Source organism: Sphingopyxis sp. MG (assembly GCF_002953155.1).
Taxonomy (GTDB): domain Bacteria; phylum Pseudomonadota; class Alphaproteobacteria; order Sphingomonadales; family Sphingomonadaceae; genus Sphingopyxis; species Sphingopyxis granuli.
In genome coordinates this window covers 543,070-568,503 of record NZ_CP026381.1, presented here as the reverse complement: position 1 = coordinate 568,503, position 25,434 = coordinate 543,070, and the positions used below count along the sequence as shown (strand labels likewise).

General features: G+C 69.4%; 29 protein-coding genes. 14 read left to right on the top strand and 15 right to left on the bottom strand.

Going from position 1 to position 25,434, the window contains the following annotated elements:
- The first annotated feature begins 7 nt into the window (after window positions 1-7).
- From C3E99_RS02615 to pal, 14 genes are all read left to right on the top strand, one after another.
- Window positions 8-337 (top strand): DUF1244 domain-containing protein, encoded by a 330-nt coding sequence (locus tag C3E99_RS02615; RefSeq protein WP_067112997.1) that lies wholly within the window; start codon window positions 8-10, stop codon window positions 335-337.
- Window positions 338-1,009: 672 nt separating this feature from the next.
- Complete coding sequence (locus C3E99_RS02610; RefSeq protein WP_067112377.1) at window positions 1,010-1,252, top strand: DUF2312 domain-containing protein; 243 nt, start codon at window positions 1,010-1,012, stop codon at window positions 1,250-1,252.
- Between the two features lie 164 nt (window positions 1,253-1,416).
- Window positions 1,417-1,734, top strand: a complete 318-nt coding sequence (locus C3E99_RS02605) for a YbjQ family protein (protein WP_067112380.1) — start codon at window positions 1,417-1,419, stop codon at window positions 1,732-1,734.
- A 72-nt stretch (window positions 1,735-1,806) separates the two neighbouring features.
- The gene (locus C3E99_RS02600; RefSeq protein ID WP_067112384.1) at window positions 1,807-2,553 is read left to right on the top strand and encodes a YebC/PmpR family DNA-binding transcriptional regulator; all 747 of its coding nucleotides are present in this window, start codon (window positions 1,807-1,809) and stop codon (window positions 2,551-2,553) included.
- A 166-nt stretch (window positions 2,554-2,719) separates the two neighbouring features.
- Window positions 2,720-3,193, top strand: coding sequence for a crossover junction endodeoxyribonuclease RuvC (gene ruvC, locus C3E99_RS02595; protein WP_076077606.1), 474 nt, complete (start codon window positions 2,720-2,722; stop codon window positions 3,191-3,193).
- A 66-nt stretch (window positions 3,194-3,259) separates the two neighbouring features.
- Complete coding sequence (ruvA, locus tag C3E99_RS02590) at window positions 3,260-3,862, top strand: Holliday junction branch migration protein RuvA (RefSeq protein ID WP_076074283.1); 603 nt, start codon at window positions 3,260-3,262, stop codon at window positions 3,860-3,862.
- Window positions 3,859-4,263, top strand: a complete 405-nt coding sequence (locus tag C3E99_RS02585) for a GFA family protein (protein WP_104959355.1) — start codon at window positions 3,859-3,861, stop codon at window positions 4,261-4,263. The genes ruvA and C3E99_RS02585 overlap by 4 nt, the downstream gene beginning before the upstream one ends.
- On the top strand, window positions 4,256-5,284 hold the full coding sequence (gene ruvB / locus C3E99_RS02580; RefSeq protein ID WP_104959354.1) for a Holliday junction branch migration DNA helicase RuvB: 1,029 nt from the start codon (window positions 4,256-4,258) through the stop codon (window positions 5,282-5,284). Before C3E99_RS02585 ends, ruvB begins: the two co-directional genes overlap by 8 nt.
- A 99-nt stretch (window positions 5,285-5,383) precedes the next feature.
- On the top strand, window positions 5,384-5,848 hold the full coding sequence (locus C3E99_RS02575; protein ID WP_067112396.1) for a YbgC/FadM family acyl-CoA thioesterase: 465 nt from the start codon (window positions 5,384-5,386) through the stop codon (window positions 5,846-5,848).
- Complete coding sequence (gene tolQ / locus C3E99_RS02570; RefSeq protein WP_076074278.1) at window positions 5,842-6,540, top strand: protein TolQ; 699 nt, start codon at window positions 5,842-5,844, stop codon at window positions 6,538-6,540. The genes C3E99_RS02575 and tolQ overlap by 7 nt, the downstream gene beginning before the upstream one ends.
- A complete protein-coding gene (gene tolR, locus C3E99_RS02565; protein WP_067181655.1) occupies window positions 6,540-7,046 on the top strand; it encodes a protein TolR in 507 nt (168 codons plus the stop codon). The genes tolQ and tolR overlap by 1 nt, the downstream gene beginning before the upstream one ends.
- A gap of 9 nt (window positions 7,047-7,055) precedes the next feature.
- Window positions 7,056-7,880: a hypothetical protein gene (locus C3E99_RS02560; protein ID WP_076074275.1), complete on the top strand. Its 825-nt coding sequence runs from the start codon at window positions 7,056-7,058 to the stop codon at window positions 7,878-7,880.
- Between the two features lie 6 nt (window positions 7,881-7,886).
- Window positions 7,887-9,260: a Tol-Pal system beta propeller repeat protein TolB gene (tolB, locus tag C3E99_RS02555; RefSeq protein WP_104959353.1), complete on the top strand. Its 1,374-nt coding sequence runs from the start codon at window positions 7,887-7,889 to the stop codon at window positions 9,258-9,260.
- Window positions 9,261-9,365: 105 nt separating this feature from the next.
- Window positions 9,366-9,878 carry a peptidoglycan-associated lipoprotein Pal gene (gene pal / locus C3E99_RS02550; RefSeq protein ID WP_199775057.1) on the top strand — a complete coding sequence of 171 codons (513 nt, stop codon included), beginning with the start codon at window positions 9,366-9,368 and terminating at the stop codon, window positions 9,876-9,878.
- Here pal and C3E99_RS02545 read toward each other — a convergent pair.
- The 15 genes from C3E99_RS02545 to C3E99_RS02480 all read right to left on the bottom strand — a co-directional run bounded on the left by C3E99_RS02545 (window position 9,865) and on the right by C3E99_RS02480 (window position 25,377).
- Entirely contained in the window at window positions 9,865-10,608 is a 744-nt protein-coding gene (locus C3E99_RS02545; RefSeq protein ID WP_076074271.1) for a prepilin peptidase, read from the bottom strand. The two genes, pal and C3E99_RS02545, sit on opposite strands and share 14 nt — an antisense overlap.
- 6 nt (window positions 10,609-10,614) lie before the next feature.
- On the bottom strand, window positions 10,615-11,334 hold the full coding sequence (gene gspN / locus C3E99_RS02540; RefSeq protein ID WP_076074269.1) for a type II secretion system protein N: 720 nt from the start codon (window positions 11,332-11,334) through the stop codon (window positions 10,615-10,617).
- Window positions 11,331-11,801 carry a type II secretion system protein GspM gene (gene gspM / locus C3E99_RS02535; protein ID WP_234002569.1) on the bottom strand — a complete coding sequence of 157 codons (471 nt, stop codon included), beginning with the start codon at window positions 11,799-11,801 and terminating at the stop codon, window positions 11,331-11,333. The genes gspN and gspM overlap by 4 nt, the downstream gene beginning before the upstream one ends.
- Window positions 11,802-11,809: 8 nt before the next feature.
- Entirely contained in the window at window positions 11,810-12,967 is a 1,158-nt protein-coding gene (gene gspL, locus C3E99_RS02530; RefSeq protein ID WP_076074264.1) for a type II secretion system protein GspL, read from the bottom strand.
- A 1-nt stretch (window position 12,968) separates the two neighbouring features.
- A complete protein-coding gene (gspK, locus tag C3E99_RS02525) occupies window positions 12,969-13,973 on the bottom strand; it encodes a type II secretion system minor pseudopilin GspK (protein WP_076074263.1) in 1,005 nt (334 codons plus the stop codon).
- On the bottom strand, window positions 13,970-14,845 hold the full coding sequence (gene gspJ / locus C3E99_RS02520) for a type II secretion system minor pseudopilin GspJ (protein ID WP_267894966.1): 876 nt from the start codon (window positions 14,843-14,845) through the stop codon (window positions 13,970-13,972). The genes gspK and gspJ overlap by 4 nt, the downstream gene beginning before the upstream one ends.
- Window positions 14,842-15,303, bottom strand: coding sequence for a type II secretion system minor pseudopilin GspI (gene gspI / locus C3E99_RS02515; RefSeq protein ID WP_234002568.1), 462 nt, complete (start codon window positions 15,301-15,303; stop codon window positions 14,842-14,844). The genes gspJ and gspI overlap by 4 nt, the downstream gene beginning before the upstream one ends.
- The gene (locus C3E99_RS02510) at window positions 15,293-15,784 is read right to left on the bottom strand and encodes a GspH/FimT family pseudopilin (protein WP_104959351.1); all 492 of its coding nucleotides are present in this window, start codon (window positions 15,782-15,784) and stop codon (window positions 15,293-15,295) included. The genes gspI and C3E99_RS02510 overlap by 11 nt, the downstream gene beginning before the upstream one ends.
- Window positions 15,759-16,220, bottom strand: a complete 462-nt coding sequence (gene gspG / locus C3E99_RS02505; protein WP_076077597.1) for a type II secretion system major pseudopilin GspG — start codon at window positions 16,218-16,220, stop codon at window positions 15,759-15,761. The genes C3E99_RS02510 and gspG overlap by 26 nt, the downstream gene beginning before the upstream one ends.
- A gap of 33 nt (window positions 16,221-16,253) precedes the next feature.
- Complete coding sequence (gspF, locus tag C3E99_RS02500) at window positions 16,254-17,471, bottom strand: type II secretion system inner membrane protein GspF (protein WP_076077589.1); 1,218 nt, start codon at window positions 17,469-17,471, stop codon at window positions 16,254-16,256.
- Window positions 17,464-18,945 carry a type II secretion system ATPase GspE gene (gspE, locus tag C3E99_RS02495; protein ID WP_076077592.1) on the bottom strand — a complete coding sequence of 494 codons (1,482 nt, stop codon included), beginning with the start codon at window positions 18,943-18,945 and terminating at the stop codon, window positions 17,464-17,466. Before gspE ends, gspF begins: the two co-directional genes overlap by 8 nt.
- A gap of 17 nt (window positions 18,946-18,962) precedes the next feature.
- The gene (gspD, locus tag C3E99_RS02490) at window positions 18,963-21,167 is read right to left on the bottom strand and encodes a type II secretion system secretin GspD (RefSeq protein WP_076074257.1); all 2,205 of its coding nucleotides are present in this window, start codon (window positions 21,165-21,167) and stop codon (window positions 18,963-18,965) included.
- 4 nt (window positions 21,168-21,171) lie between these two features.
- A complete protein-coding gene (locus C3E99_RS02485; protein WP_083675015.1) occupies window positions 21,172-22,041 on the bottom strand; it encodes a type II secretion system protein N in 870 nt (289 codons plus the stop codon).
- A gap of 171 nt (window positions 22,042-22,212) precedes the next feature.
- A complete protein-coding gene (locus C3E99_RS19600) occupies window positions 22,213-22,407 on the bottom strand; it encodes a hypothetical protein (protein WP_158682067.1) in 195 nt (64 codons plus the stop codon).
- Between the two features lie 288 nt (window positions 22,408-22,695).
- Window positions 22,696-25,377 (bottom strand): TonB-dependent receptor domain-containing protein, encoded by a 2,682-nt coding sequence (locus C3E99_RS02480; RefSeq protein WP_104959349.1) that lies wholly within the window; start codon window positions 25,375-25,377, stop codon window positions 22,696-22,698.
- Window positions 25,378-25,434: the final 57 nt, after the last annotated feature.

The window sequence follows — 25,434 nt, the reverse complement described above, 5'->3', positions numbered from 1 at the left end:
GGCAGCCATGGCGTGCAGCGAAGACCAGAACGGCGTGGACGATCCGCTCGACGCCCTCGACGACGCGGCGGCCGCGGCGGCGTTCCGGCGGCTGGTACGCCTGCTCCGGCACCGCCACGACGCCGCCAACATCGACCTGATGGGGCTGGCCGGCTTTTGCCGCAACTGCCTGGGCGACTGGATCGCCGAGGCGGACGGGATGGACAAGGAGGCGGCCCGCGCGATCGTCCACGGCATGCCGACCGCCGAGTGGAAGGCGCGCCACCACGTCCCCGCGACCGCCGAGCAGCTCCGCCGGATGGAAGAAAGCATGGCGAAGAATCCCGGACCCCGCTAGGACGGATCGACATTCAGCTCTGGCGGCCTGCAAATGGCGGCCTTTCGCGCTTCCGGTGCCCACGTGCCGTCAGCACGCTGCGCTCCGGGTCCCGAAAATCCACCATTTTGACCTGTGGTCGTCTTCGACTCCGGCTCGCCATCTTCTGAATGTCGATCCGTCCTATGGTCTGTGGGGATTTGGCGTTCTGCGCGGTTTCTCCCATTCGTCACCCTGAACTTGTTTGGCGTTTACACCCTTGAGACAGGGATGCTGGCGTTCCCCGGCGAAAGCCGGGGTCCATGCGAGGCAGCGCTGTGCCATCTGGACCCCGGCTTTCGCCGGGGAACGCTCACCTGTCGGAAGGGGATAATTGCGAACTTGTTTCAGAGCCTGCCCCGGACCCGATCCGGGGGTCCATGGTCTGCGCTCGAATGAAAGGCGGCACAAAAGGGAAGGTCCGGTCATGGATGCTGAAACGAGTTCAGCATGACGAACGGATGAGGCAGCGTGCCGAAATCCGAATCCCCGCAGACCATAGAGCGGCGGATCCGATTACATCGGATCGCTCCGGATTCCTGTTCTTCCGCATTTTCTGAATCGTCAGGTGATTCCACCTGACTGGAAAATGCTCTAGGGGAGCCGCCGAGGCGATTCTCGCCGCCCCATCCAACCCATCCAGCGGAGCATGACATGAGCGAAGCCACCACTGCCGACCAACAACTGCGCCTTTTCATCGAGCGCGTCGAGCGGCTGGAGGAAGAGAAGAAAGGCATCGCCGACGATATCCGCGACGTCTATCTCGAAGCGAAATCGCAGGGTTACGACCCCAAGATCATGCGCCAGATCGTCCGTCTGCGCAAAATGCCGGTGCACGACCGCAAGGAGATGGAAGCCATCCTCGACGTCTATAAATCGGCGCTCGGGATCGACTGAGGACGGCCCATATCACTCTCTCCCGTTCGCCCTGAGCTTGTCGAAGCCTGTCCTGAGCGCCTGCAAGGCAGTCGAAGGGGGCCGTTCTTTTCTTTAAGCATGGAAAACAAGGACGGGGCTTCGACAAGCTCAGCCCGAACGGATTTGATGGAGGGTTCATGGTTATGTTCAGCACCACCACCAACACAGTCGAGGGCCGTCCGGTCCGCGAATATCTGGGCATCGTCACCGGCGAGGTGATCGTCGGCGCAAACATCTTCCGCGACCTGTTCGCCAGCATCACCGACATCGTCGGCGGCCGCTCGGGCAAATATGAGGACGTCCTCGCCCGCGCGCGCAAGGAAGCGCTGGGCGAGATGGAGGCCGAAGCGGCGAAGCTCGGCGGCAATGCGGTGGTCGGCGTCGACATCGACTATGAAGTGCTCGGCCAGAACGGGTCGATGCTGATGGTGTCGGCGAGCGGGACCGCGGTCGTCCTCTGACGCGGCGGTTGTCTCGAAAAGCCGTTCACGCTAGGGGCGACGCCACATTTTCCATATCGATGGAGGTAGGCTGTGGCCGGCCATAGCAAATTCAAGAACATCATGTATCGCAAGGGCGCGCAGGACAAGAAGCGCAGCGCCCTCTTCTCCAAGCTCGCGCGCGAAATCACCGTCGCGGCGAAGATGGGCCTGCCCGACCCCGACGCCAACGCCCGCCTGCGCGCCGCGGTCAACGCGGCCAAGGCGCAGTCGATGCCCAAGGACAATATCCAGCGCGCGATCGACAAGGCATCGGGCGGCGACGGCGAGAATTACGAGGAAATCCGCTACGAAGGCTATGGCCCCGGCGGCGTCTCGCTGATCGTCGAGGCGCTGACCGACAACCGCAACCGCACCGCGACCAACGTCCGCACCGCCTTCAGCAAGAACGGCGGCAACCTCGGCACCAGCGGCAGCGTCAGCCACGGTTTCGACCGGCTCGGCCAGATCACCTATCCGGCAAGCGCGGGCGACGCCGACACGGTGTTCGAAGCCGCGCTCGACGCCGGCGCCGACGATGTCGAGTCGTCCGAGGACGGCCACGAAATCTGGACCAGCGTCGACGCCCTGCACGAGGTCGCCAAGGCGATCGAGGCGAAGCTGGGCGAGGCCGAGAGCGTGAAGCTCGCGTGGCGCCCGACGATCAGGAGCGAGATCGCCGACGAGGCGACCGCGCAGACGCTGTTCAGGCTGATCGATACGCTCGACGACGACGACGACGTGCAGACCGTCTGGGGCAATTACGAGATTCCCGACGCGGTGCTGGAGAAACTGGGGTGATCGTTCCCTCTCCCCTTGGGGGAGAGGGATGCGGAGACTTGCGGGCTTTGCCCGCTAGTCGCAGCTGGGTGAGGGCATGCCTCCGCCGCACTCCCTCACCAAGTCCGGCTAGCCAGACAAGCTGGCAAGCCTCCCTATCCTCTCCCCCAAGGGGAGAGGAATGTCGGTGATCATCCTCGGCCTCGATCCGTCGCTCAGTTGCACCGGCTGGGGCGTCATCCGCGTCGAAGGCAGCCGGATCAGCCATGTCGCCAACGGGCAGGTCAAGACCGACGCCAGGGCCGCCCTGCCCGACCGCCTCGCACATCTCGACACCGCGCTCGCGGCGGTGATCGCCGATCACGCACCTGCCCAGGCCGCGGTCGAGGAGGTGTTCGTCAACGACAATCCGCAATCGACGCTGAAGCTCGCGCACGCACGCGGCGTCGCGCTGCTCGCCTGCGCGCGCGGCGGCCTGCCGGTAGCGGAATATGCGCCGCGGCTCGTCAAGAAGGCGATCGTCGGCACCGGCGGCGCGGCGAAGGAACAGGTGCAGGCGATGCTGCGCGTGCTGCTCCCCGGCGCGAAGGTCGCGGGCGCCGACGCGGCCGATGCGCTGGCGGTGGCGATCTGCCATGCCAACCACCGGCCGCGCGTTTGATGGTTTCACGCCCACGCCCACAGCATAGATGTTCCCTTTTCATTCCCGTCGCGCTAGGCACGGGACATGATCGCGAAACTCACCGGAAAACTGGACAGCAGCGGCGCGGGCCATGCGGTGATCGACGTCGGCGGCGTCGGCTGGCTGGTCGAGGCGTCGGCACGCACGTTGGACGCGCTCGGCCCGGTCGGCGGCGACGTGACCGTCCACACCGAAATGCTGGTCGGCGAGGATTTCCTGCGCCTGCTGGGCTTCGCGCGCGCCGAGGAACGCGACTGGTTCCGCCTGCTGACCAGCGTCCAGGGCGTCGGTGCCAAGGTCGCGCTCGCGATCCTGTCGGCGCTGGAAATCGGCGACCTGCAACGCGCGCTCGCCACCGGCGACAGCGCAATGGTCGCGCGCGCCAACGGCGTCGGGCCGAAGCTCGCGCAGCGCATCACGCATGAACTGAAGGACAAGGCGGGGGCGCTCGGCGGGATCGCCGGGGGTTCGAATCCCACCCTGTCCGCCACATCCGGCCCGCTCGGCGACGCCGTCGCCGCGCTCACTGGCCTCGGCTTCAAGCCGGGCGAGGCGAGCACCGCGGTCGCGGCGGCCAGCGAGGAACTGGGAGCAGGCGCCTCGCTCGACGCGCTGGTGCGGACCGCGCTCAAGAAGGCGGCGAAATGACCGAAGTGGTCCGCCACGCCGCCTGCCGCTGCGGCCAGCTCCGCATCACCTGCACCGGCGAGCCGGTGCGCGTGTCGGTATGCCATTGCCGCAACTGCAAGGCGCGCAGCGGCAGCGCCTTTGCCGCGCAGGCCCGCTTCCCCGCCGACCGCGTCCGCACCGAGGGCGAGGCGAAGATGTGGCAGCAGGCGGGCGACAGCGGCAACGTCGCCGACTTCTTCTTCTGCGGCGAATGCGGCTCCACCCTTTGGTTCCGCAACCGCCCGGATCCGGACACCTGCGCCGTGTCCCTCGGCAATTTCGAGCCGGGCCACGGGTTCGAATTGCAATATTCGGTTTACGAAGAGCGGATGGAGCCTTGGGTTTCGATCATCGGCGAGACAATAGAGCGTTATGACTGAGCCGGCCCTCACCACCCCCACGCGCACCCCCGAGGACGCCGACGCCGCGCTGCGGCCCAGGTCGCTCGCCGAGTTCGTCGGGCAGGCGGCGGCGCGCGAGAATCTGCGCATCTTCATCGAGGCGGCGAAGGCGCGGTCGGATGCGCTCGACCATGTGCTCTTCTTCGGGCCGCCGGGGCTGGGCAAGACGACGCTGGCGCAGATCGTCGCGCGCGAGCTCGGCGTCGGCTTCCGCTCCACCTCCGGCCCGGTGATCGCGAAGGCGGGCGACCTCGCGGCGCTGCTCACCAATCTGGAGGACGGCGACGTCCTGTTCATCGACGAGATCCACCGGCTCGCGCCCGCGGTCGAGGAAATCCTCTATCCGGCGATGGAGGACCGCGCGCTCGACATCATGATCGGCGAAGGGCCGTCGGCGCGGTCGGTACGGATCGACCTGCCGAAATTCACGCTGGTCGGCGCGACGACGCGGCAGGGCCTGCTGACGACGCCGCTGCGCGACCGCTTCGGCATCCCGGTGCGGCTCAATTTCTACACGCATGCCGAACTCGAACAGGTGATCGGCCGCGCCGCACGGCTGCTCGGTCTCGGCATCGCGTCCGACGGCGCGCTCGAGATCGCGAAGCGTTCGCGCGGGACGCCGCGCATCGCCGGGCGGCTGCTGCGCCGGGTGCGCGATTTCGCCGCCGTCGCCGGTGCGCCGACGGTCGACGCGAAGGTGGCGGACGCCGCGCTCAACCGGCTGGAGGTCGATGCGCTGGGGCTCGACGCAATGGACCGCCGCTATCTGACGATGATCGCCGACATCTATCGCGGCGGGCCGGTGGGGGCCGACACGCTCGCGGCGGGCCTGTCCGAGCCGCGCGACACGATCGAGGACGTCATCGAGCCCTATCTGCTCCAGATCGGGTTGATCGCCCGCACCGCGCGCGGACGGATGCTCAACGCCAGCGCGTGGAAGCATCTGGGGCTCAACCCGCCCGCCGGGACGCAGGACGGGCTGTTCGACCAGGGAAAATAGGGGGCCGAACCGCCGCTTTCCCCATCAAATGCCGCGGACCTGCGACGAATTGCGAAACGGGGGTTTGCGACGAGTCGAGCACCCGCTATCGGTCTGTCGATGGTCGATGTTCCGCCACCCTTCATCCCCGGCGCTTTCGTGGGGGCCGCGCATCATTATCGCGTGCGCGTCTATTTCGAGGACACCGACCTGAGCGGCATCGTCTATCACGCCAATTACCTGCGCTATATGGAGCGCGCGCGATCGGACATGCTGCGTATCGCCGGCATCGACCAGCGCGCGGCGATGGAGGGCGGCGAAGGCACATGGGCGGTCACCGACCTTGCCATCCGATATCGCCGCCCCGCGAAGCTCGACGACGACCTGCTCGTCGTCAGCACGGTCGAGGCGGTGCGCGGCGCCAGCGTCGTCATCGCGCAGCGCATCCTTCGCGGTCCGGACGAGTTAACCAACGGACACGTCACCGCCGCCTTCCTGTCGCCCGAGGGCCGGCCGCGCCGCCAGCCCGCGGGCTGGGCCGACCGCTTCACCGCCATCATGAATGGAGAGACCATCCCTTGCTAGACAATATCAAGCTGGCCGCCGACGCGGCGACATTGTCCCCCGTGGCGCTGTTCCTGCAGGCCGACATCATAGTCAAGGCGGTGATGATCGGCCTGCTCGCCGCATCCGTCTATGTCTGGGCGGTGATCATCGGCCACGGCCGCAGCGTCGGCAAGATGATGCGCGCCTCCGAACGCTTCGAGCGCGATTTCTGGCGCGCGGGCAACATCGACAAATTCTATGACGAAAACGGCCGCGAGGAACTGCCGAGCGCCAAGGTGCTGTCAGCTGGGATCAGCGAGTGGCGTCGTTCGACCGCGGGCAAGACCGTCGACCGCGAAGGCACGCGCGAACGGCTGGGCGTCGCGATGAACGCGTCGGTCGAGGGTGAGGTCGACCGGCTGGCCGAGAAGATCGGCCCGCTCGCCACCATCGGGGCGGTCGCGCCGTTCGTCGGGCTGTTCGGCACCGTCTGGGGCATCATGCGCAGTTTCACCGCGATCGCGGCCGAGAACAACAGCAGCCTCGCCGTCGTCGCGCCCGGCATCGCCGAGGCGCTGTTCGCGACCGCGATCGGCCTGTTCGCGGCGATTCCGGCGGTGATTGCCTACAACGCCTTCTCGCAGCGGCTGAACCGGCTCGAATCGCGGCTCGGCCGCTTCGCCGACGGGCTGCACGCAACCTTCAGCCGCGAACTGGAGGTCGAGGGCTGATGGCGATGAGCGGCCCTTCGGGTGGCGCCGGCGGCCGGCGGCGCGGACGCGGCGGACGCCGCGCGCCGATGTCGGAGATCAACGTCACCCCGCTCGTCGACGTGATGCTGGTGCTGCTGATCATCTTCATGATCACCGCGCCGCTGCTCGCCTCCGCGGTGCCGATCGACCTGCCCGAAAGCCGGGCGAAGCCGGTCGAGACCGAGGAGCAGGAGCCGGTGCAGCTGTCGATCGGCGCCGACGACACCATCTATATCGGCGACCAGGCGGTGGCCGAGGCCGACCTGCCCGCGCGGCTGGAGGTCATCGCACGCGAGGATCGCAGCAAGGAACGCCCCCGCCAGATCATGCTGCGCGCCGACAAGGGGCTCGATTATGGCCGGGTGATGCGCGTGATGGGCGAGCTCAACCGCGCCGGCCTGTCGCGCATCGCGCTGGTCACGACCGGATCGTCGGACGCCGCACCCGCCGCGACGGTCACCGACGGTTCAGACAGCGGGCAATAGGCACGAGGCATGGCTGCGGCACAGGCACCAAGGGGCATGGAAAGGCACGGCATCGCCATCGCGGTGGCGCTGCACCTGCTCGTCATCGGCCTGCTGTCGATCCAGTGGACCGCGGGCGACCGGCGCTTCGACAATCCGCCGATGGAGGTCGATCTGATCGCGGAGACGGCGCCGCAATCGACCGCGCCGGTGATCGCCGAAACCCCGCCCGCCGCGCGGCTGGGCGAAGAGGATGCGACCGACATCGCCGCCCCGCCCGAGCCGGTGCCCGCGCCGCCGGAACCCGAACCGATCGTTCGCCCAACGCCCGCACCAGCGCCCAAGCAGGTGGCGAAGCCCGTTCCGGCGCCACCGAAGAAGGCGCCCCCCGCCGCCGAGAAACCGAAACCCAAGCCCGCGCCCAAGGCACCGCCGAAGAAACAGACCAGCGGCCCGACCGGGCGCCTCGACGGCATCGTCGACGGGCTTGCCAAGTCGCAGCCCAAGGCGCCGGCGAGCAAGGGCGCGCCCGCCGCGGCGACCGCGGCCGAGGTGCGCCGGTCGATCGACGTCAGCATCAAGTCGGCGGTCGCGCCGCGCTGGAACGGCTGCCGCGTGTCGGGGGTCGACGTCGACCAGCTCAAGACGGTGGTCAAGTTCCGGCTGACCGAATCGGGCGCGCTCGCGGGTTTCACCAGCGTCACCACGACCGGCGAGAACGACAGCAACAAGTTCCAGGTCCAGCGGCACCAGGAATGCGCGAAACGCGCCGTCGAACTCGCCGCCCCCTTCGACCTGCCGACCGAAAATTACAGCTTCTGGCAGAATTACACGCTCGATTTCATCAAAAGGTAGAGAGAGATGTCCTTTCGCACCACGCTTTCGCTCGCCCTGCTGCTCACCGCCGCGCCGATCGCCGCGCAGGCGCAGGATGCGAGCGCCCCCACCGCGCCCGCCGTCACCCAGACCGAACCGCGCGAGACGATCGAGGGCCAGCTTTCGCAGGAGCGCACGGTGATCGCGGTGCCCGCCTTCGCGACGCCCGCGGTGACGACGGTCGCCGGGCTGCGCACCGACAATCTGGGCCGCGACATCGCGAAGGTGATCGCCGACGACCTCGAGCGTAGCGGCCTTTATGCGCCGCTCGGCCCCGGCAGCGTCCGCGCGATCGGCATGGCAGAGGTCACCGCACCGCGCTTCGCCGACTGGAAGGCGCGCAATGCCGAGAATGTCGTGCACGGCTTCGTGCGCGCGACCGGCACCGGCGGCTTCGTCGTCGGCTGCTATCTCTACGACACCGAACTCGGCAGCGAGCTGGTGCGGCAGGGGTTCGAGATCCAGCCCGCCGACTGGCGCCGCGCCGCGCATAAATGCGCCGACGCCATCTATTCGCGCCTGTCGGGCGAATCGCCCTTCTTCGACAGCCGTGTCGCCTACATTGCCGAGAGCGGTCCGAAGGGGAACCGCATCAAGCGGCTCGCGATCATGGATTCGGACGGCGGCAACCACCGCTTCATCACCAACGGCCAGGCGCTCGCGATCAGCCCGCGCTTCTCGCCCGATTACAAGAAGATCGTCTATGTCAGCTATCTGAACAACCGCGTCCGCGTCTTCATCTACGATGTCGCGGCGGGGACGCAGAAGCTGGTGACCGAAAGCGGTAACGCGACCTTCGCCCCGCGCTGGTCGCCCGACGGCAGGCAGATCCTCTATTCGATGGCGGTCGGCGGCAATACCGACATCTATCGCGTCTCGGCCGAGGGCGGCACGCCGGTGCGGCTGACCACGACGCCGGGCATCGACGTCGGCGGCAGCTTTTCGCCCGACGGCAAGAAGATCGTGTTCGAAAGCGACCGGTCGGGCAGCCAGCAGCTCTACACGATGAACATCGACGGATCGAACCAGCAGCGGATCAGCTTCGGCGGCGGGCGCTACGCCACCCCCGAATGGTCGCCGCGCGGCGACCTGATCGCCTTCACCCGCCTGGGCGGCGGCGAATTCCGCATCGGCGTGATGACCCCGACCGGCGGCGGCGTCCGCATGTTGACCAACAGCTGGCAGGACGAGGCGCCGACCTGGTCGCCGAACGGGCGCGTCATCCAGTTCTTCCGCACCACGGCGGGCCGCGAAGGCAAGTCGACGCTGTGGCAGGTCGACCTGACCGGCGTGAACCTGCGCCGCCTGCCGACGCCGCAGGACGGATCGGACCCGAGCTGGGGGCCGATCCTGCCCTGATCCAATCGGAACCAAAGCGGGGGGCTGGGGTTGCATTATCGCGTGCAACATGGGTTAATCCCTCGCGAAACGACGACGGACCACAACAACAAGAGGACAGAAGACATGACGATACGCAAAAGCACCGCGATGATCGCGGCGATCACCATGCTTGCTGTCGGCGCCTGCTCGCCGAAGCCGCCGAAGGAACTCCCCCCCGCGCCCGAAGGCACCGGAACCGACACCGGCACCAATACCGGCACCGGCGTCGTCCCCGGATCGCAGGAAGATTTCGTCGCCAGCGTCACCTCCGACCGCATCTTCTTCGGCTTCGACCAGTATAATGTCGATGCCGAGGATCAGGCGACGCTGCAGAGCCAGGCGCAGTGGCTCCAGCGCAACCCGGCGGTGCGCGTGACGCTGGAAGGCCATGCCGACGAGCGCGGCACCCGCGACTACAACATCGCGCTGGGCGAGCGCCGCGCCAATGCCGCGAAGAATTATCTCGCCTCGCTGGGTGTCGATCCGTCGCGCATCCAGGTCATCAGCTATGGCAAGGAGCGCCCGGCGGCGCTCGGGTCGAACGAGGAAGCCTGGGCGCAGAACCGCCGCGCGGTGACGGTGGTCATCGGCCGCTGAGCCAGAGCCACAGCGGCACCGCGGCGAAGGCCGCGATGCACGCGAACAGACCGAAGGGGACCCGCCGAAACGCCAGCGGCCGGTCCCCTTTTCCTTGCGTCGCCAGCGTCCAGACCAACCCGGACAGGCTGGCGAGAAGCAGCATCAGCGGCAGCGCCTGCCAGCCGATCCAGCAGCCGATCGCCGCGACCAGCTTGGGATCGCCGCCGCCCATCCCTTCGCCGCCGCGCAGGCGGCGATAGCTCCAGCCGAGCAGCGCCAGCGCGAGCCCGCCGGCCAGCGCGCCGATCCAGCGGTCGAGCAGGCTCGTCCCCAGCATCGGCCCGGCAAAGAGCAGACCGACCGCGGCGAGCACGGCGTTCAGCCTGTCGGGAAGCCAGAGATGCCGCGCATCGAGCAGCGCGAGCGGCAGCAGCAGCCAGCCGAACGCCGCCCAGAGCCATCCGACCGGTCCGGGCACTATCGCCAGCGCAACAACACCGATCGTCGCGGCGCCGAGTTCGACGCGGGCGTGAAAGGGATCGATCGCCGCGCCACAATATCGGCACCGCCCGCGCTGCGCCAGCGCCGACAGCAGCGGCACCAGGTCGCGAACACCGAGCGTCTGCCCGCACGCATCGCAACACGACCGCCCGCGCACCGATCGCCCGGCGGGCCAGCGCAGCACCAGCGTCGCGATGAAGCTGCCCCAGATCAGCCCGATCGCCGCGGCAAGGATGATGTCGGCCACCGATCCTCAGAACCGGCCGCTGGTCGCGAGCCGGAACCCGTCCGGTCCGGGCTTGAATCCCAGCGCGCCGAGCGCCGCCGCCATCGCCGGGTCGCGATCGACATTGATCGCGAACGCCGCGCGATACGCGCCGCTGCCGTCGAACGACAGCGTCAGCCGCTCCATCCCCGACTGGCTCGACAGCGCCGCCTGCGCGCGGCCGTCCGCGCAGGTGAGCGGGCCCGACAGGCCACGCGACAGGTCGAGGCCGGCGATGGGGGCCGCGACCGACAGTTGCAATCGTCCTCCCGCTTCGACGCAGCGGCCATCGGCTCCGAAGCGGACGGTCGCGCCCTCGAAGCGCAGCGTATCGACGGGAATCGCGCCCAGTCCGCCCGACACGCTCGTCACGCCGTCGACCCCCGACAGCCCGCGCGGATCGCTGCCGTGGAGCCGCCCCGCCAGCGCGCCGAGCCGTTCGTCGCTGCGCGAAAAGGCGAGTTCGATCCGTCCCGTCAGCAACGCGAGCGGCGACAGGCTGGCGCGCACCGTGCCGAGCGGCAGGACGCCGAGCCGCGCGTCGATCAGCGTCCCCGACCAGATCGACCCGCGCACCTCACGCGCCGCGATCCCGGCATCATCCGCCCCCGCCAGTCCCAGCGCGAGCCGCAGCGGAAAGGTCGCACCGATCAGCAACAGCGCGAACAGCACCGCCGCCGCGATCCAGCGCCTGCGTCCACCGGTCACCGGCCGCCCTTTCTGAGGTCGGCGGTCATGCCGACGGTGCCGTCGGCGGCGGGGGTGATGCTGAGTTGATCGATCACGAACCCCTGCGCCTCGAGCGCGGCGAGCCAGTCGATCAGCACGGGGGCCTTCGCCGTGGCGATCGCGATCGTCGCCTGCCGCGCCCCGCGCGCCTCGTTGCGATCGAGCGTCAGGCCGATCTCGCCCGCCGACTGCGCCAGATACTGGTCGATCGATGCCGCATCGACCGCCGCCGCGACCGATGAGGCCGGGCGCCGCGAAAGCAGCCGCACCTTGGCCGCGACGCGCCCTTCGCGCTCGACCGCAGCGCGATGCGCGGTGTCCAGATCGACGAACGCGGCATAGGCGGGCCGCGCGAGCGCCCACAGCAGCACCGCAAACGCCAGCACGACGGCGATGCCGACCAGCCAGCGCTCGCGCTGCGTCAACCCCGCCCACCAGTTTTGCACGCTTTCTCTCATGGCACCGCCCGGATCGTCACATTGGCCATCTGCTGCCCGTCGGTGCCCGCCATCGGCTGCGCGGTGATGCGATAGCCGCGAGCCTGGAGCGCGAGGAGGACCTGGTTGACGTCGTCGATACGCGGCGCGGCGAGCGTCGTCGTCAGCGTGCCGTCGGTGCGGTGGGCCAGCGTGCGCAGCGTCACCCCCGGAACATCGCGCATCGCGTCGTAGAGCGCGGAGGCGGGCACCGAAAAGGCCAGCGGGCCGCCCCCCGCCCCGGCGAGGCGCCGGTCGATCTCCGCCTCCGCGGCCGAGGCGTCGGGCGCGGCGATCCCCGCCTGCTTCGCCGCCGCGACGGCCGCAGCATCGGCGCGCCTTGTGTCGGACGCCAGCCGGACGGCGTGCACGACCGGAATCGCCACGCTGACGAGAAGCAGCGCGAGCAGCCCCCGCCCGGCGAGACGCAAGAGCCCCGGATCGACCGCCCAGCGGCGCTTCGGCTTCCACGCCCCGCTGAGCAGGTCGAGCGCGGGCGCGGCGAGCGACAGCAGCAGCGCCTGTTGCATCCGGCCTGCATCGAGCGGCGCGATCGTTCGCCCAGCGGCGATCAGCGGGTCGATCTCCGGATCGGAAGCATAGGCGCGGTCGGGCGTGCGGATGATCCGTTCGCCGCCGACTTCGGCGAGCCAGAGCGCGTCGGCCTCGGGCGGCGGGACCAGCGCCGCGGCGGGCAGGATCGCGGCGGGCGCCAGCCCTTGCGCTTCGAGCCAGCCGGTCCACACCCGCATCGCGGCATGGGTGGTGGTCGCCACCGGCACCACCTGCCCCGCCTCGACCGGTTCGCCGGCGACGATGTGCAGCGCCGCTGCATCGCCCAGACTGTCGCGCAGCGCGTCGATCCGGGCGGCCGCGGCGGCCTGCGCCGGCGCCGCGTCGGAATAGGAGAGCCAGCGAAGCGGCGCATCGGCGGCGGGCGCGAGCGCGATCAGCCGGTCGTCTTCGCCCGCCTCTCCCCTATGCTCCCCGCTCCGTTCCCACGCGTCGACCCAGCCTTCGTCCTGCCCCGAATCGACGATCACGCCGTCGTCGACCCGCAGCCAGGCCGGAGGCGACGCCGATCGGTCGCCAAGCGCCGCGATGCGCGGCAGCCAGAGGAGCAGCGTGCGCGCCATCTCAGTCGCTCTCGCCCCAGTCGCGGCGCACGATCGCCGGCGGGACCGCCCCCGCCACGGGTGCGCCGCCGTGGGCATCGATAAGCGCATTGGCCGTCAGCACCCCATCCCCCATCGTCACCTGCGTCCGCAGCATCAGCCAGCGGCTGCCGACGCCCACCTGCGCGGCGGCATCCTGCGGCGGGTCGATCCGCGCGAGCGACGGCGCATTCCAGAATCGCTCGCTGCTGCCATAGCCGTCGGCGGGGCGTGCCGCCAGCGCCGCCCGCACGTCCGCGACCCCGATCTGGCCGGGGACCAGCATCGCGACCAGCGGCGCCTGTTCGGGCCGCAGCGTGTTGACGTTGATCTTCACCGGCTCGGCGACCGGTAGCGCGCATATCCACGGCCGCAGCCGTGCATAGAGCTTTGGCGTGACCCCGCGCACGGCGCGCAACTCGCTGCTGTCCGCCATCTTGCGGTTGGCGGCGAGGTAGGGCGTCGGCATCGCGCGATAGGCGCCGTCCTCGGCGCCGAGCGGCGCTTCGTTGGCGTCGCTGTCGATCCAGTCGGCGGTCGCGGCGGCGACCGCCTGCGCTTCGCCGCGATCGATGCCGAGCAGCGCCATCAGCTCCGCGAACTGCGCGACAGCGCCGGGCCGCTGGCTGAGCCGGCCCGGCATCGTCTCAGCCGCGAGGCTGTTGAGGTTGAAACAATTGGCGGCATCGGTGAGCCGCGCCGTTCCCGCGCCGCCGGGCAGCGGCAGATCGAAATCGCGGCCGAGCCAACCGCCCGCAAGCGTCAGCTTCGCCGGGTCACGCGCCACGAGGTCGGCGACGCGGCGCAGCGCGATCTGTTCGGCGGCGAAGGCATAGGCGCGCCCCTGATCGACCGTGGCGGCGCTGCCCGCGATGCGCGTCGCCAGCGTCAGCCGATCGAGCGCGGTCGCGGCGATCACCGCCATCACCGCGACGAGCAGCAGCACGCTGAGCAGCGCGGCGCCGCGTTCCTCCCGGCGCCGCTTCATGGCGCGATCTCCGCCGGAACCGGCGGCGGCGGCATGGTCGGCGCGACCAGAAAGGCCATGGTCAGCGGGGCGCGGCCGGTGCGGGTCAGCCGCACCTCGACCGCGCGCGGCAGGCGGTCGCCGGGCTCCGACGTCCAGCTTTCCGACCAGGCTCCGTCGTCGCCGCGATAGCGGATCGTGAGGCCCGTCACGTCGCCCACCAGCCGGTCGCCTTCGGGAAGCGCCGCGCCGTCTAGCATCGGCTGAACGGCGCGGCGCCACTCGCCGCCGACCAGCGCATAGCCGACGCGCTCGACCGAAGGCCGCGGCGCGCCGTCGTGGGCGGCCGCCCCGGCGTGGACGAAGGCGAAGCCGGTCGCCGATCCGAGGAAGGCGGGCACCGCCTCCCCTGCCGGGCCGCGCGTCGAGCGCTGCACCGCCTGCGCAAGATCGTTCGCCATCACCGCGCGCAGCCGGTTGGTCCCGCTCATCGCCTGGAGCCGCGCCTGCACCGCATCCTGCGTATCGACGCTGCTGCGGAGCAGGCCGACCCCGATCGCCGCGATCGCAGCGAAAAGCGACAGCGCGACGAGCATTTCGACGAGGGTGAAGCCGCGCTGCCCGTCAGGGTGGCGCGGCCCCGCGACGGTGCGGGGCCAGAGCGTGAACCCGCAAGGTCGAGTGTCGGCGCCCTGGGTCCCCGCCTTCGCGGGGACACACGGGGGGATTAGAGCGGCGTGCCATAAACCCGCAACACTCCCATATCCGTTCGTGTCGAGCGCAGTCGAGACACCTGTCAGCGCGGCGCAAGGCCGATGGGTGTCTCGACTGCGCTCGACACGAACGGGACGATGGGGCCGATTTAAGGCTCTATGCTCCAGACCCTTCCTCACCGCGACGACCTGACGATCGTCAGCGCCGCCTGACCGCGACCGCTTTCGGGGCGCACGATCAGGTCGATGCGCAGCAGACTATCGTCGGCGGTGCGCGCGACGCGCTGTTCGATGCGCCAGTTGCGGCCGGCGTTGGCAACGCCGACCGCGCTGGTGCCGATCGTCGGCGGCACGGGGTCGGTCCAGATTTCGACCGCGCGATTCTGCGCGACGATGCCCGCGACCGTGCGCTCGTCGAGGTCGCCCGCCGAGCGGACCGCATAGGCGTCGAGCCGCACCAGCGTCAGCGCCGCGATGCTGATGATGCTGAGCGCGACGAGCATCTCGAGCAAAGTGAAGCCGCGATCATCGGCCCTTGATCGCGCCCCGGCGGACGCCGGGGCCCAGAGCGGCGGCGAGCCGCGCTCGATGTCGTGGACCCCGGCTTTCGCCAGGGAACGGTTCCGCCTATTCGTCACGACCGATTTCCCCCGTCGCCGAGACGCGGATCATCGCGCGCGCATCGCCGCTCGACAGCCGCAGCGCCTGCGGCGTCGGGCTGGTGCCGACGCGGTCGAAGAGGATGCGCGCGACCGCCTGTCCGTCCCCGGCCGCGAACGCTGTTCCGGGCGGCCAGTTCCGTTGTTCGAACGCGCGGCCGGGAAGCGGCTGCCACGCGCCGTCGACGCGGCGCGCGAAGCCATAGCCCGAGGGCGCGAAATCGACCGCGACGCTGCGCCCCTCGATCACCGCGACGTCGCGCGCGGCGGCAAGCCGCGCCGCGAGCCGGTCGGCCTCGCTGCGAAGCCCGCGCTCCTCACCGGGAATGGTGAGCACGACCGCGGTGGCGGCCAGCGCGAGGATCGCCAGCACCACCATCAGTTCGACGAGCGTGAATCCCCGATCGCCGGCGCCGCGAAGCCGTGCCGTGGCCTTAGCTGTCTCCGCGGATATCGGCATTGTCGTCGGTCCCGCCCGGCGCGCCGTCGGCGCCGAGCGACCAGACGTCGAACGCCTTTCCGTTCGCGGCGGGCGCCTGATAATTATAGGGCCGTCCCCAAGGATCGTCCGGCAGTTTCTTGATATAGCCGCCGCGACGGTAGCGTTCGGGCTGGCCGAGCGAGGGCGGCGCGGTGACGAGCGCGTTCAGCCCGTCGCTGGTCGCCGGATAGGTGAGATTGTCGAGGCGATATTGTTCGAGCGCGTTTTCCAGCGTGGCGATATCGGCCTTTGCCTTGGTCACCATCGCCTTGTCCTGGCTCGGCAGCACGTTGATCATCACCACCGTCGCGAGCAGGCCGATGATGAAGATCACCACCATCAGTTCGGTCAGGGTGAAGCCGCGTTCGCCCTTGTGGCGGCGGCGCCGAACGGCCGGGCGCGAGGAATCGAGCATCAGGCGAAGGAAAAGCTGCATCAGCGACATCTATTATAGCCCCGCAAGGTTCTGCAACTGGAGGATCGGCAGCAGAATGGAGAGGATGATCAAGGCGACGCACGACCCCATAACGACAATTATGACAGGTTCGAGTAACGCCATCGACGCCGCCGTGAAGCGGTCGAACTCGCGCTCCAGATAATCGGCGGCGCGTTCGAGCATCGCCTCCAGCCGCCCCGCGCTTTCGCCGCTCGCGGTCATGTAGACGAGCAGCGGCGGGAACACCCCCGCATCGCGAAGTGCCGACGACAGGCTGCCGCCGGCGCGCACCTGATCGACGAGCCCCGCGGTCGCGGCGGCGAGCGCCGCGTTGCGAATCGTCGGCACCGTCAGCCGCAGCCCCTCGACCAGCGGTAGCCGGCTCGACACCATCGTCGCGAGGGTGCGCGCGAAGCGGGCGGCGTACAGGTCGCGCAGCAGCCGTCCGAGCAAAGGCAGACCCAGAAGCCGCGCGTCGACTCGCGCCTTGAACGCGGGGCGGCGCATCGCCGTCGTCCAGCCGAAGGCGGCCGCGGCGAGCAGCAGCGCGATCAGCCACCACCAGCCCGCGAGGAAGCCCGAGATCGCGATCACCGCGCGGGTCAGGAAGGGAAGCTGCTGCCCGACGTCGGTGAACTGTTCGACGACGCGCGGGACGACGAAGATCATCAGCGCCGCGACGACCCCGACCGCGACGATGGCGAGCACGATCGGATAGGCGAGCGCCGCGATCAGCTTGCCGCGCACCTCGGCCTGGCGTTCGAGCAGGTCGGCGAGCCGCGCGAGGATCAGCGTCAGGCTGCCGGTCGTCTCCCCCGCCGCGACCATTGCGCGGTAAAGCGGCGGAAAGCTGCGCGGCTGGCGCGCCATCGCGTCGGCGAGGCGGCGACCTTCGAGCAGCCCAGCGTGGACGTCGCCGATCACCGCGCGCGCGCTTTCCGCTTCGCTCTGACGACCCAGCGTGCGCAGCGCCTCTTCGAGCGGCGCGACCTCGGCCAGCGTCGCCAGCTGGCGCGTGAACAGCGCGAGGTCCCTCGCGGTCAGGCGCTCGCGGCGCCGCGCGAGAAACAGCGAACGGCCGGCCGGCCGCGCCCCCGCCTCTTCCACCGCGACGATGTGGAAGCGGCGCGCGGTCAGGTCGGCGCGCGCGGCATCGTCGTTCGCGGCGCGCAGGCGCCCGCGGCGCTCGCGCCCGCGCGGGTCGATCGCCACATAGCGATAGTCAGGCATCGACATCCTCGCGCCGCGCGATGCGGATCGCCTCCTCGGGCGTGGTCAGCCCCTTCGCGACCATCGCGCGCGCCGCACTGGCGAGCGTCGGGGCTTTCAGGAAAGCATGCTTGGCAATCATCGTCTCGTCGCCGCCGGCGTAGATGAAGCGGCGGATCGTTTCGTCGACCCGGATCGCCTCGAACACGCCGATGCGGCCCTTGAAGCCGCTGTGGCCGCACGCCTCGCACCCTTTCGGGCGCCAGATCACCGTGCCGATGTCGAGCCCGAGCACCGCGGCGATGCCGTTGTCGGCCTGCACCGGCTCGCGGCAATGGTCGCAGAGCTTGCGGACCAGCCGCTGCGCGAGCACTGCGCGCAGCGTCGAGGCGAGCAGGAAGGGCTCGACCTTCAGGTCCTTGAGGCGGGTGATCGCGCCCACCGCGTCGTTGGTGTGGACGGTCGACAGCACGAGGTGGCCGGTCAGCGACGCCTGCACCGCGATGTCGGCGGTTTCGCGGTCGCGGATTTCGCCGACCATCACGACGTCGGGGTCCTGGCGCAGGATCGCGCGCAGCCCCGCCGCGAAATCGAGCCCGACCTTCGGGTTCACCTGCGTCTGGCCGACGCCGTCGACGGCATATTCGACGGGGTCCTCGACGGTCAGGATATTCCGCTGCCCGTCGTTCAACTGCTTCAGCGCCGCATAGAGCGTCGTCGTCTTGCCCGACCCGGTGGGCCCGGTGACGAGGATGATGCCGTTCGGTTCGGCGAGCGCCTCGCGCAATATGCGGTCGGCCTCGCCCGTCAGGCCGAGGACATCGAAGTCGATCCCCGCCGTGTCCTTGTCGAGGATGCGCATCACCACGCGCTCCCCGGCGCGGCTCGGCAGGGTCGAGACGCGCACGTCGACCGCCTTGCCCGCGAGCGTCAGCGCGATGCGCCCGTCCTGCGGCACCCGGCGCTCCGCGATGTCGAGGCGCGCCATCACCTTGATGCGGCTGACGACCACCGGCGCGACGTGCGGCGGCATGCGCAGATGCTCGCGCAGCACCCCGTCGGTGCGCATCCGCACGACCAGCCCGCTTTCATAGGGCTCGACATGGATGTCGCTGACCCCCTGCCGCACCGCTTCGGCGATGATCGCGTTGATCAGGCGGATCGCGGGGGCGTCGTCGGCGCTGTCGAGCAGGTCCTCGGCGCTGGGCAGGCCGCCCGCGATCAGATCGATGTCGCCGCCTTCGAGCGACCCCGCCATCGCCGCGGCCGACGCGTCGACGGCATAATGATCGGACAGCAGGCGGTCGAAATCGGCAGGCGGCGCGGTGGCGATGCGCAGCGGCGCCGCGAGGTGGCGCCTGACCTCGATCAGCACCGCGGGATCGCTGCCCTCGCGCAGCGTCGCCAGCCACACACCGTCCTCGCCCGGCGCGATGACGACGCCGCGCGCGCGCGCGAAGCCATAGGGGATATCGACCGGCGCCGCAGGGGGCATGGCCGGTTCGGCGGCGTTCACCGATCCGCTCCCCCCGGCCGCGGCGCGTCCCCGACCGACGGCGGCACCTCGGTCGGCGTGACCGTGCCGTCGGCGCCGCGCAGCGCGGGAAGGTCGACCGGGCCGACGGTGGTGTCGGCGGCGGTCGGCGCGCTCGGCAGCGGCGGCACCGTGCCCAGATAGTCGCGCACCAGCGCATCGATCGCCGGCTCGGCATCGGGATTGCGGCGAAGCTGGGCATCGCGGATGAAGCCGTAGCGGCGCGCGGTGAGCGCGGCATTGTCCTCGCGGCTGCGCAGCACGGTCGGGCGGATGAACACCATCAGGTTGGTCTTGGCGCGGCTGCGGGTGCGCGACTTGAACAGCTCGCCGATCAGCGGAATGTCGCTGAGCAGCGGCACGCGCTCGATCGTCCGCCGCTCGTCGTCGTTGAGCAGGCCGCCGATCGCCAGTATCTGTCCGTCGTCGACGGTCAGCGTCGTTTCGAAATAGCGCTTGTTGAGGATCAGGTCGCTGTTGCGCGACGATACCGGGCCGGCGACGCTCGACACCTCCTGCCGCACGAACAGCTTGACCTCGCCCGCCGCGTTGACCTGCGGCGTGACCTCCAGCTTGATGCCGACCTCCTCGCGCTGGACGGTGCGGAAGGCGTTGTCGAAATTGTCGCTGAGCGCCTCGCCGGTGGTGATCGGCACCTCCTGCCCGACGAGGAATTTCGCCGCCTGATTGTCGAGCGTCACGATATGCGGCGTCGCCAGCAGGTTCGAACTCGTGTCCGACCGCACCGCGTTGATGATCGTGCCGAACACGGTATTCTTGCCGATATCCCCCGCGAAACCGCCGAAGCCGCCGGTCGCCTGGAGGATCGAGGCCGCCGCCGCTTCCTGCAGGCTGTTGCCCAGCGCGCTCGTCGTCTGGGTGACGGTGGTGGTGCCGTTGACCGTCGTCGTTTCCTGGGTCAGCCGGTTGGCCGCATAGGCGCCGCCGATCGTCAGGATGTTCGGCACCGCGTTGCTGTAATTGGTCGCGGCGAACGGGATATTCTTGCCGCCGAGCAGGAACTGGACGCCGAGCCGCTTCGCCGCATCGTCGCCGATCTCGACCACCACCGCCTCGACCAGCACCTGCTCGCGCCGTGCGTCGAGCTGGCGGATCAGTTCGCCGAGCATGCGCTGCACGTCGGAATTGGCGGCGACGATGATCGCGTTCGCGCCCTCGTAGCGGGTGACGATCGCGGGTCCGCGCGTCGCGATGCTGCCGCCCGATCCGCCGACGCGGGCGGACGCGGCGGCCGGCGCCGCGGCGGGCGCGGCCCCACCCTCGCCCGCCGATCCGAAGGAGGAGGATGCAGGGGGAAGCCCCGCCTTCTGCGCCGGGTCGCTGCCGCCACCAACGAGTTGTTGCAAGGTCGGAAGCAGCGTCTCGGCATTCGCATGTTCGAGCCAATAGACGCGCAATTCGGTGCCGCCCGCCGCCTTCTGGTCGAGGTCGCGCGCCATCTGGACGAAGCGCGCGACCATCGCCTGGTCGCCGCGCAGCGCGATGGCGTTGCTGCTGTCGATGGGGACGACCGCGAGCGGCGCCTGAGCCCCCTCCCCGGCCGCGGGCACCAGCGCCTGCAGGGCCGCGGCGATCTCTCGCGCGCCGGCATTCTTCAGCGACACGATCTCGCTGGTCGAGCTGTCGCGGTCGATGCTGGCGGCGAGCGCGCGGATGCGGCGGATATTGTCGGCGAAATCGGCGACGACGAGGCTGTTGGCGTTGCGGTTCGCGGTCAGCGACCCCTGCGCGCTGACCAGCGGACGCAGCGTTTCGACCGCCGCGACGGCGTCGATGTGGCGCAGGCGGATGATCTCGGTCACGAACTGGTTCTGCGCCGCGCGGTCGCTGCCGATGCGGCCGGGCTGCGCCGCGGCGCCGTCGATCGGCTGGATGCGATAGCTGCCGTTCGGGCCCGGCACCGCGACCAGCCCATTCGAGCGCAGGGTGGCGAGGAATATCTCGAAATATTCGCTGCGCGACAGCGGCCGGTCGGTGACGACCGACACCTTTCCGTTGACGCGCCCGTCGATGACGAAGGTCCGCCCGGTGATGCGCGCCGCGTCCTGGATGAAGGCGCGGATGTCGGCGTCGCGGACGTTGAGCGTATATTGGGCCGACGCGGGGGCCGGTGCGGCGGAAACGAGCGCGACGGCCAGCATCAGGGAAAGTTTGAAACGCATGAACCTACGGCTTTGACAGGAAGAGGGCGATGGGGACGACGCTCGCGCCGCGCTCGACCTCGAGCGACAGGCGCGCGCCCGGCGTGAGCTGGCCCGCGAGCGCGGCGGCGTCGCCCGCGGATGCGATCGGCCGGCCGCCGACCGACCGGATGACGTCGCCGGGGCGCAAGCCCGCGGCGCGGAAGGCGGTGCCGTCACCCTGCGGCTGAACGACGAGGCCGGTGACGCGCCCACCCTCGCTGCGCGGCGCGAAGGCGACCCCCGCCTTCAGCGCGGCGGGCGAGAGTTCGCCGCCGGTGGCGGGAGCCGCAGGCTCAGGGGTCGGCGCGGGAAGCGATGATGCGGGATTGGCGACCGGCGCCTCGCCGCTCTGGTCGAGGAAGAGACTTTCGCGCGCACCGCCGCGGTCGAGCACGACATGGTCGAAGGCGACGCCCGCGAGCGTCACCCCCGGTGCGATCTCGTCGCCGACCGCATAGCTCGCCTGCACGCCGTCCTCGCCCGCGATGATCGCCGAGCCGCCGCCGGTCGCCTCGTTGATATTGACGCCGTGGAGGGTCAGCCCGAGCGCGGTGACGGTCGCGCTCGCCGGTCCCTGCGCCGCGGTGCGGAAGAAGGGATCGAAGCCCGCGAACAGCGCGCGCCGTTCGGCGGGCGACGCGATCGCCGCGGTCTGCGGCTGCCACGCGCCGAGCGGCGCCAGCGGCACGATCAGCGCCCACAGCAGGCGCACGGCCTGCAGCACGAGCAGCGCGCCGAGCAGGCCGACGAGCAGCGTCGGCGCCAGCGCGCGCGGCGAACGCCGGCTGCCGCGCAGCCACGCGGGAAACGCGCGCGGCAGCCGCAAGGCCGATCCGGGCATCACCATCGCCATGAAATCCCTTTGTCCCCCCGAGGCTGAATCTGCGGCACGCGAATCGCCCTAGGGCCGATCGGTGACAATCAGTTGACGGGAAGATTACAGTTTTTTGTCAGTGGAGCGAGTCCGAGGGTGAATGCCCTTCCGTGAAGAGCAAGGCAGTCGCATTGCTATGGCATGATGCCGTCAAGGGACCGTTACCCGCGAGCGGCGCAGCCGCGCGGCAATCCAGAGCAGGCGGTAACCGCCCTGGATTGCTTCGCTCCGCTCGCAATGACGCAAAAAGGGGGTCGATCCGAAGTCATCGGAATCTACGGCCTGTGGGATTCGGGGTTCGGCGTGCTGCCCCATCCGTTCGTCATGCTGAACTTGTTTCAGCATCCATGGCCGGACCTTCCCTTTTGCGCCGTCGTTCAGTCGAGGGCAGACCATGGACCCCTGGATCGGGTCCGGGGCAGGCTCTGAAACAAGTCGGGGTATATACCCTTCACGCAAGTAGGGAGCTGTTCCCCGGCGAAAGCCGGGGTCCATGCGTGGTAGCGCTGCGCCATCTGGACCCCGGCATTCGCCGGGGAACAGTCACCTGTCGAAAAGGGATAATTGCCAAACAAGTTCAGGGTGACGAATGGGAAAAGCTGTGCCGAACCCTAAATCCCCGCAGGACGGAGTCTAGAATTTGAGCGACGCGCTCAGCGAGAAGGTGCGGCCGAGCTTGTAGCGGTTGAAATAGATGCGGTTGCTCCCCGATTCCTGCACCTCCTTGTAGGTGCGGCCGGTCAGGTTGCGGGCCTCGAACTTCAGTTCGATCTCCTTGCCGAGCAGCATCAGGCCCTGCCGCGCGATGAAATCGAGCGAGACGCCCGGTTTTTCGAGCAGGTCGGGCTGCCCCGACGGACCGCGGCTGGTGACGCGCGGGCTGGCATAGGTCAGCAGCAACGTCTGCTGCGACAGCCGGTCGGTGTCCTCCAGCCCGATCTGGACGTTGACCAGATGGTCGGACTGGCCGGTCAGCGGCGCGCCGTCGAAGAAATAATTGGCCGCGTCCTGCCGGTTCCCATCGATGACGGTGGTGTCGCCCGCGCCGACCTTTATCTTCGACTGCGTGTAGGTGTAGTTGCCGATCAGCACGAGCCGGCGGCTGGCCCAGAAGGCCCCATCCGACATATTGTCCAGCGGCACATATTTCTGAAGCTCGACCTCGGCGCCATAGAGCGTCGCCTTGGGCGCGTTGGCGTAGCTGGTGTTGATCGACGAATCCGAGATCGAGGTATAGGCCTCGATCGGATTATCGATCGCCTTGTAGAAGCCGGCGACCGACAGCCGCTGATCGCGCCCGAAATACCATTCGTAGCGCGCCTCGGCATTCCACAGCTCGCTGTCGGTGAGCGACGGGTTGCCGCGGTACAAGCGGTTCGATTCGGGGTCCTGATAGACCTGCGCCACCAGTTCGCGGAACTGCGGGCGCGCGATCGTCTTGGACCCGCTCGCGCGAAGCTGCATATCGGGCGCCAGTTCCCAGGTCAGCGTCACCGCCGGCAGCCAGTAATCGCGGTCGAGGTCGGTCGCCACGATCGCCGACGAGCCGCTGCCGAACAGGTCGACCGGCGCGACCGTCTGCTTCGCCTGTTCATAGCGGACGCCCGCATTGACGTTGACCCCCGGCACGATCTCGGCCTGAAGCTGGGCATAACCCGCGTGGGTGCGCAGCTTGGCATCGAAGGCCGCTGTGCCGTCCTGCGCCGAGGTTTCGATCATCGTGATGTCATAGAGCTGGATCGTCGCGTCGGAGAGCAGATAGTCGGGGCGGAGCTGCTGTACCGCCAGCGGCAGGTTCGAGGCGCGGAACAGGAAGGACCGGCGCGTCGCGACGCGGTGCGTGTCGCTGTAGGCATAGCCGACCGTCGCGCTGACGCGCGGCGCGATTTCGTAGGACAGGTCGACGCCGCCCGACCACAGATCCTCGTTCAGGTCCGAAAAGGCGATCGACGCGTCGCCTCGGCTGCCGCCGAGGTCGTTGACGAACTTGCCGCCGACCGGGTCCTGTTCGGGGGGCAGGTTGGTGCGGACATAGGTGAAGCTGCGCTCATAGGGCGCCTCGCGCTGCGAATTGGCGTAGGCGCCGCGCAGGTCGAGCGACAGCCGGTCGAACTTGAACTCGCCGACGAACTGGGTGTTGATCAGCTGTCGTTCGTACCAGGCGGTGTCCTGCTTCATGATGTCGCGGTCGGACTGGTTGCGGTCGGTGCCGAGCGCGAGCCGGGCCTGCTTCAGCGTGTCGCGGATATAGAGGCTGGTCCAACGCAGCTTGTGATCGCCGAGTTCCAGCCCGAAGCCGAGCAGGCCGTTCACGACGACGCGATTGTCGGTGACGACGCGGTTATAGCTCGACTGCGGATCGCCCGACAGGTCGCGCTCGACCGAGGTCTGCTGCAGCGTGTCGCGGGTGCGCCACTTGTTGCTGATCCCGGCGGTCGCGATGATGCCCAGTTCGCCGCCCGGAAGCGCGATCGTCGTGCCGCCGGTGAGCCCCGCCGACCAGTTGACCGGGATATGGTCGTTCTGCTGGAGGAGCGTCGTCGGCGCGTTCGACAGCTGCATCGCCATCGCCTTCAATTCGTCCCGGCTGAAATCGGCGCCCTCGAGGACCGGCTTGCCGCTGGCCAGCGCGGCGGCGAACAGCGGCGGCACGTCGCGGGTGCCGTCGTCGAACCCCGTCCAGTCGGTGTCGCTGCCATAATAGGTATAGCCGAGCTGGTTGGTCGTCTCGCTGTCCCAGCCGATGCCGCCCGACAGGGTCAGGAAGGGTTCGCGCGGGGTCGCCTTGGTCGTCAGGTTGATCACCCCGCCGCCGAACTCGCCGGGAAAGTTCGCCGAATAGCTTTTCTGGACCAGCGTCGAATCGATCACGTTGGACGGAAAGATGTCGAGCGGCACGACGCGCTTCAGCGGTTCGGGGCTCGGCAGCGGCGATCCGTTGAGCAAGGCCAGCGAATAGCGGTCGCCCAGCCCGCGGACATAGACGAAGCCGCCGCCGACGACCGAAAGGCCGGTCACGCGCTGAAGCGAGCCCGAGATGTCGCCTTCGCCGGTGCGCGCAATGTCGGCCGAGGAGAGCACCGACACGACCTCCGGCGTCGCGCGGACGACGTTGGGGGTGAAGCGGCCGGTGACGACGATCTCCTGCCCGCCGCCGCCGGGGATCGAGACGTCGCCCTGCGCCTCGTCGGACGCCGGGCGTTCGCCGGCGGGCGCCGCGCCTTCGGCGGCCGGCTCCTGCTGGGCGAGGGCGGCCGGCGCGACGAGCGCGGAGCTGAGGAGAAGCAGGCTGGCGAAGATCGGCCGCTTGGTCATGTGGAGTGTCCCCAAGAATAAGGCAGAAGGGGGAGCGGGCCGGTGCAGCGCCCGCCC